The organism is bacterium (assembly GCA_040757115.1).
In the GTDB taxonomy this organism is placed as follows: Bacteria; UBA9089; CG2-30-40-21; order CG2-30-40-21; family SBAY01; genus JBFLXS01.
Genome location: JBFLYA010000233.1, coordinates 1 through 5,832, shown reverse-complemented (window position 1 = coordinate 5,832; position 5,832 = coordinate 1). Strand labels below are relative to the sequence as shown.

The following is a 5,832-nucleotide window of genomic DNA, read 5'->3' as shown; positions in this document are numbered from 1 at the left end:
GTATTTTTGCATTTTGCATTGTAATTTTGATATTTGCATTTTGATATTTACATTAAAGTTCTTCTTGCTATCGCTCTCCCCAAAAGAGGAACCTATTTATGAAAAAGCAATTAGCCTCGCTTCTGGCTGTTCACTAACAAAGGTGGTTAAATGCTGACCACTGATGGCTGACCGCTTAATTAGTTACCAATTACCAGTCTTATAACCAGTTCTTCCAAGACGATTCTAATAAAGATGGCCGAATATCTATCCAGTTATTAATTCGCAAGTGACCTTGTTTAACCTTACCCAGAATAGAAAAGGTAACCTGATATAAAGAGGCAAGTTTTTCCAGGTCATCTAAATTTTCCTTTTTTAAACTGAGAATAATTCGGGACTGAGATTCGGCAAAAAGTAAATAATGTGGTTCAATGAATTCTGAATCCAGGGTAATCTCAGCCCCAATATTACCCACGATACAGCATTCAGCTAAGGCAATGGCTAATCCTCCCTCAGCACAGTCATGAGCAGATTTGATAATTCCCTGTTGAATTGCGGCAAGGCAGGTGGACTGGATATTATTTTCCCATTCTAAATCTATCATTGGAGGTTTGCCTGCGACCTGATGATGAAGGACCTTGAGATACTCAGAGCCACCTAACTCTTCTTTAGTTTCTCCTAATAAAACAATAATATCATCTTCATCCTTAAATCCTATACCTGAGCCACGATAACCATCAATAATTCCTAACATCCCAATAACTGGAGTTGGATAAATAGCCACATCTTCACTTTCATTATAAAAGCTAACATTGCCACCTGTGACCGGGGTATTAAGTATATTGCAGGCTTGAATCATTCCTTCGACAACCTTCTGGAATTGCCACATCACCTCTGGTTTTTCCGGGTTACCGAAATTGAGGCAATTTGTAATGGCTAAAGGTTTGGCGCCGACACAAACAACATTTCTTGCCGCCTCTGCCACCGCAATCATCCCACCCACATAAGGGTCAAGATAGCAATATCTACCGTTTCCATCGCAAGTTACAGCAATAGCCTTTTGTGTGCCTTTGATATTCAAGACTGCCGCATCGCCTTTACCGGGTAAAACCTCTGTATTTGTCCTGACCATATGGTCATATTGTTCATAGACCTTTTCTTTTAGTCCAATATTTGGTGAGGTAATTAATTTAAGTAAAATTTCATTATAATTATCTAATTTTGGGAGATTATCGGTATCAAAATTTTGGACTTTGTCAAGATAAGCAGGTTTTTGTTGTGGACGGCGATAGATAGGGGCATCTTCGGCTAATGATTTCGCAGGAATCTCAGCCACTACCCGACCATTATCTTTTACCCTTAATATTCCATCTGCGGTTACCTTGCCAATGACTACGGCATGCAAGTCCCATTTTTCAAATATCTCTTTAACCTTATCTTCAGTGCCTTTTTTGATACAGAGAAGCATTCTTTCTTGAGATTCCGAAAGCATAACTTCATAAGGAATCATTCCCTGTTCTCGTCTTGGAACATTGTTTAATTCTATTTCCATCCCGCTATTGCCTTTTGAAGCCATTTCGCAGGTTGAGCAGGTAAGTCCTGCCCCACCCATATCTTGCATACCTACGATACAGCCTGTTTTTGCCAGTTCAAGGCAGGCTTCAAGCAATAGTTTTTCCATAAATGGGTCGCCCACCTGAACTGATGGTCTATCTTCATAGGATTCCTCTGTCAATTCACGCGAGGCAAAGGTTACGCCATGCAGTCCATCTCTACCTGTGGCAGAACCAACATAAATAATTGGATTTCCCTCACCAGTTGCTATTCCTTTAATAATCTCATTATGGTTTATTATTCCAACACACATCGCATTAACTAATGGATTCTCTTTGTAAGTATCCTCAAAATAGACCTCACCAGCAACCGTTGGGATGCCAATACAATTTCCATAGCCAGCAATTCCGGCAACAACCCCATTTAGCAAATATCGGCATCTGGGATGATTTAATTCACCAAATCTAAGTGAATCCAGAAGGGCAAGTGGTCGAGCGCCCATTGTGAATATATCACGAATGATGCCGCCGACACCGGTTGCCGCACCCTGATAAGGTTCGACAGCCGAGGGATGATTATGACTTTCAATTTTCATCACTACAGCAAGATTTTCGCCAATATCAATTATTCCCGCATTTTCACCAGGACCTTGCAAAATCCAGGGTGCTTGTGTTGGGAATGATTTTAAAACTACCCGCGAGCTTTTATAACTACAGTGTTCACTCCACATCACCGAATATATACCTAACTCCGTATAATTAGGTTGACGCCCGAGAATCTGACAGATTCTATCATATTCTTCCATCGTCAAACCATGTGATTTAATTATTTTTTCAGTTATTTCTATCCTGGGCATAATAGAGTCTCAAGTTTAAACCGTTACTCCTAATACTTTATGGGCATGCTCTTCCTTTTCTTTAGCGAATTTTTCTTTGAATTCTAAAATAGCCGCTTTTAGTCCGTCCTCAAGTGGTTGAGATAGAACTTTTTGTTCTCCAATTTCTTTACCTATTTGAGGATGATATTCATCCATAAATTTTAAAAATCCTTCTTCAAAAATAGAGCATTCTTTAACTGGCAGGTCATCAAGATATCCATTTACGCCGGCATAGATAATCATTACCTGTTTTCCTAATGGCATAGGTAGATATTGGTCTTGTTTAAGGATTTCTACCATTCGTTCTCCACGAGATAGCAGATTTTGCGTTGCTTTATCGAGGTCCGATGAGAATTGGGCAAAGGCGGCTAATTCACGGTATTGAGCTAAGTCAAGCCGTAATTTACCTGCTACCTGACGCATTGCTTTAGTTTGAGCCGAAGAACCAACCCGTGAGACAGATAATCCCACATTAATTGCCGGTCTAACCCCTGAATAAAATAAACCACCTTCTAAATAAATCTGGCCATCTGTAATTGAAATAACATTAGTTGGGATATAGGCAGAGACATCACCGGCCTGGGTTTCAATGACTGGTAGAGCCGTAAGTGAACCGCCACCTTTTTCCTTATTTAACTTTGCCGCTCGCTCAAGTAGTCTGGAATGAAGATAAAAAACATCACCGGGGTATGCCTCTCGACCTGGTGGTCTGCGAAGCAAAAGAGACATCTGGCGATAAGCAATAGCATGTTTTGATAAATCATCATAGATAACAAGGACATGTCTGCCTGTATCCCGGAAATATTCTCCCATCGCACACCCCGAATAAGGGGCAATATATTGTAATGACACAGGTACATTAGCGGTGGCAGAAACAATAATAGTTTTATCCATTGCACCAGAATCCTCTAATACTTTAACTACCTGAGCCACGCTGGATTGCTTTTGTCCAATAGCCACATAGATACAATATACATCTGTATCTTTTTGATTAAGGATTGTATCGACTAAAATAGCCGTTTTACCCAGCTGTCTATCACTGATAATCAGTTCGCGTTGTCCCCTACCAATAGGAATCATTGCATCTATTGCTTTGAGGCCGGTTTGGATAGGTTCTTTGACCGGGACTCGTTCGGTTACCCCAGGGGCTCTTGATTCAATTGCCCTGAATTCCGTTGGTTTAATAGGTCCTTTTTCATCAATAGCTTCTCCGAGGGCATTTACTACCCGTCCGCACAATGCCTCGCCGACAGGGACTTCAACTGCCCGTCCGGTCAATTTAGCCTGATAGCCTTCTTTGATATTAATATCTGCCCCTAAAATAACAGCACCCACACAATCTTCTTCAAGATTTAACACCATTCCGTAAATACCTGCCTCCGGGAATTCGACTAATTCTCCAGCCATTGCATTTTCAAGACCATATATCCTGGCTATTCCATCGCCCACTTGAATAACAGTGCCTACTTCTTCTGTTTTTAGTTCCTTTTCATAGCCTGCAATCTGGTCTTTAATAATGGAACTAATTTCTGTTGCCTTTATTTCTGGCATAATTTATCTCCCCCTTATTTCTTATAATCCTTCTGTCTATGCCATACTTCATAGACTGTTAAAACCTTTTCTTTCTTATCAATACCATAGATGACTCTATATCTGAAACTGAAATCATAAGCCATTTTTCCTTTATATTTGCCCAATAGTTTATAACCTTGATAAGGATTGAACGATAAATCTATCAAATGATTCTCCAATCTATCCTTAATCTCTCCTGGAATTTTTTTTATATCATTTCTGGCTAAAGAGGAGAACTCTATCTTATAGATTTGATTGTTTATGGCCAAATACCTCCTCAAAGGAATGAATTTTACCTTCTTTTACCTCTCTGATGGCCTTATCTAACTCTGCCTGGTGCTCTGGCTCAACCATAATTTCTAAGGTAGTCATAATCTCTTTCCATTCATTAAGATTGACTATCCGAGCTACAGGTTTTCCTGCCCTGGTCAAGATATAGCTACGATTTGAATATTCTACATTCTTAAGCAGGGTGTAAAACATCTGTCTTGCCGTAGCGGCTGATATAGTTTCCGGAATATCCAAATCTCTCGCCAGATTACCTCTTTTTAGTGATACCGCCATTTTAATCCTCCTCTACCATGGTGGTAAAATTCGTTAATACTACCTTCTTCCAATTAATTCCCTTCGTAACATGAATAACCGTCTGCTGATACTTCCATCAATTATTTTATCACCTATTTGTAAAACAAGTCCACCTAAAATCTCTGGATTGATAGAAATCTTTAATTTTATCTTTGCCTGTAAGAGATTTGATAACTTTGCGATTAACCGCTCCTCTTGTGCTTTTTTCATAGGGACTGCACTGATAATCTCCACCTGGTATATATTTTGCAGTCTATCAATGAATTGCTGGTATTTTGAAGATATATCTTCGAGTAATTGAAGTCTATTTTTTTTGAGCAAAAGGAGAAGAAGATTTAGACTGTCACTGGATAAAGAATATTGACTGAAGAGCTCTTTTAATAACGATTCCTTATTTTTTAAAGTAAGAGCAGGATGAGCAAGTATTTTCATCAGATTCTCATTGGAGAAAAGCACCTTAACCATTAGTTCTAATTGTTCTGCCTGGGTTTTAAGGGCATCTTTCTGTTTGGCAATTTTAATTAATGCCTCAGCATATTTAGTTGCTACAATATTGGGTTTTTTCATTGAGGTATCTTCTCCTGGTCTATTTCTTCTATAAACTCGTCTATTAACTGATGAGCTATTGATTCATCAATACTGCGTTCCAGGATTTTTGAGGCGGCGAGAATCGATATGTCCGCTACTTGTGCTTTAATCTCACTAATCGCTTTTTCCTTTTCTTTTTCAATGGATTGTTCCGCCTTTTCTACCATTTTATTTGCTTCTTTTTGAGAGTGGGCAATTATTTTCTGCCTTTGAATTTCGCCTTCTTTAGTTGCCTCTTGAATTATCTGGCTTGTCTTTTTGTTTAATTCAGTTATTTCATTTTGATAATTTTGCTTTATCTTTTCAATATCTTGCTTTTCTGTTTCTATGGTTTCTAATGTAGTTTTTATCTGATTTGAGCGATTTTCTAAAAAATTAGTAATCGGTTTGAAAAGGAATTTTGCCAGAAAAAATAACAAGATTAAGAAACTACCTAATTCGACTAATAATATCTGCCAGCTAATACTGATAACCTCACCGTGACCTTCCATATCTCTTCCTCCTTTGCCTGATAATTGTAGAGTTCTGCAAAATTAAGAAACTGTAGTTTTTAAGCGGGTATTCTCCAAAAATCAAAATGCAAAAAGCAAATATAAAAATTACATATCAAAATGTAAAATTATCTCTTTCCTTTCAGCGTTAAAATACTTGAAGCAAAGATATTACCAAATTCCTCC

At 38.4% G+C, this 5,832-nt stretch carries 6 protein-coding genes; all 6 read right to left on the bottom strand.

Going from position 1 to position 5,832, the window contains the following annotated elements:
• Positions 1–199: 199 nt before the first annotated feature.
• The 6 genes from purL to atpF are packed head-to-tail and all read right to left on the bottom strand — an operon-like array spanning position 200 to position 5,646.
• Positions 200–2,389, bottom strand: a complete 2,190-nt coding sequence (gene purL, locus AB1422_15760; protein MEW6620765.1) for a phosphoribosylformylglycinamidine synthase subunit PurL — start codon at positions 2,387–2,389, stop codon at positions 200–202.
• Positions 2,390–2,404: 15 nt separating this feature from the next.
• Positions 2,405–3,961 (bottom strand): F0F1 ATP synthase subunit alpha, encoded by a 1,557-nt coding sequence (gene atpA, locus AB1422_15755; GenBank protein MEW6620764.1) that lies wholly within the window; start codon positions 3,959–3,961, stop codon positions 2,405–2,407.
• Positions 3,962–3,975: 14 nt separating this feature from the next.
• Entirely contained in the window at positions 3,976–4,251 is a 276-nt protein-coding gene (locus AB1422_15750) for a type II toxin-antitoxin system RelE/ParE family toxin (protein ID MEW6620763.1), read from the bottom strand.
• Positions 4,226–4,546 (bottom strand): type II toxin-antitoxin system prevent-host-death family antitoxin, encoded by a 321-nt coding sequence (locus AB1422_15745; protein MEW6620762.1) that lies wholly within the window; start codon positions 4,544–4,546, stop codon positions 4,226–4,228. The genes AB1422_15750 and AB1422_15745 overlap by 26 nt, the downstream gene beginning before the upstream one ends.
• A 39-nt stretch (positions 4,547–4,585) precedes the next feature.
• Positions 4,586–5,134 carry an ATP synthase F1 subunit delta gene (gene atpH, locus AB1422_15740; protein MEW6620761.1) on the bottom strand — a complete coding sequence of 183 codons (549 nt, stop codon included), beginning with the start codon at positions 5,132–5,134 and terminating at the stop codon, positions 4,586–4,588.
• Complete coding sequence (atpF, locus tag AB1422_15735) at positions 5,131–5,646, bottom strand: F0F1 ATP synthase subunit B (protein MEW6620760.1); 516 nt, start codon at positions 5,644–5,646, stop codon at positions 5,131–5,133. Before atpF ends, atpH begins: the two co-directional genes overlap by 4 nt.
• Positions 5,647–5,832: the final 186 nt, after the last annotated feature.

What these genes read in the sequence shown, in the direction of transcription:
- purL (MEW6620765.1), bottom strand. Translation starts at nt 2,389, where the DNA reads ATGCCCAGGATAGAAATAACTGAAAAAATAATTAAATCACATGGTTTG.
- atpA (MEW6620764.1), bottom strand. Translation starts at nt 3,961, where the DNA reads ATGCCAGAAATAAAGGCAACAGAAATTAGTTCCATTATTAAAGACCAG.
- AB1422_15745 (MEW6620762.1), bottom strand. Translation starts at nt 4,546, where the DNA reads ATGGCGGTATCACTAAAAAGAGGTAATCTGGCGAGAGATTTGGATATT.
- atpH (MEW6620761.1), bottom strand. Translation starts at nt 5,134, where the DNA reads ATGAAAAAACCCAATATTGTAGCAACTAAATATGCTGAGGCATTAATT.
- atpF (MEW6620760.1), bottom strand. Translation starts at nt 5,646, where the DNA reads ATGGAAGGTCACGGTGAGGTTATCAGTATTAGCTGGCAGATATTATTA.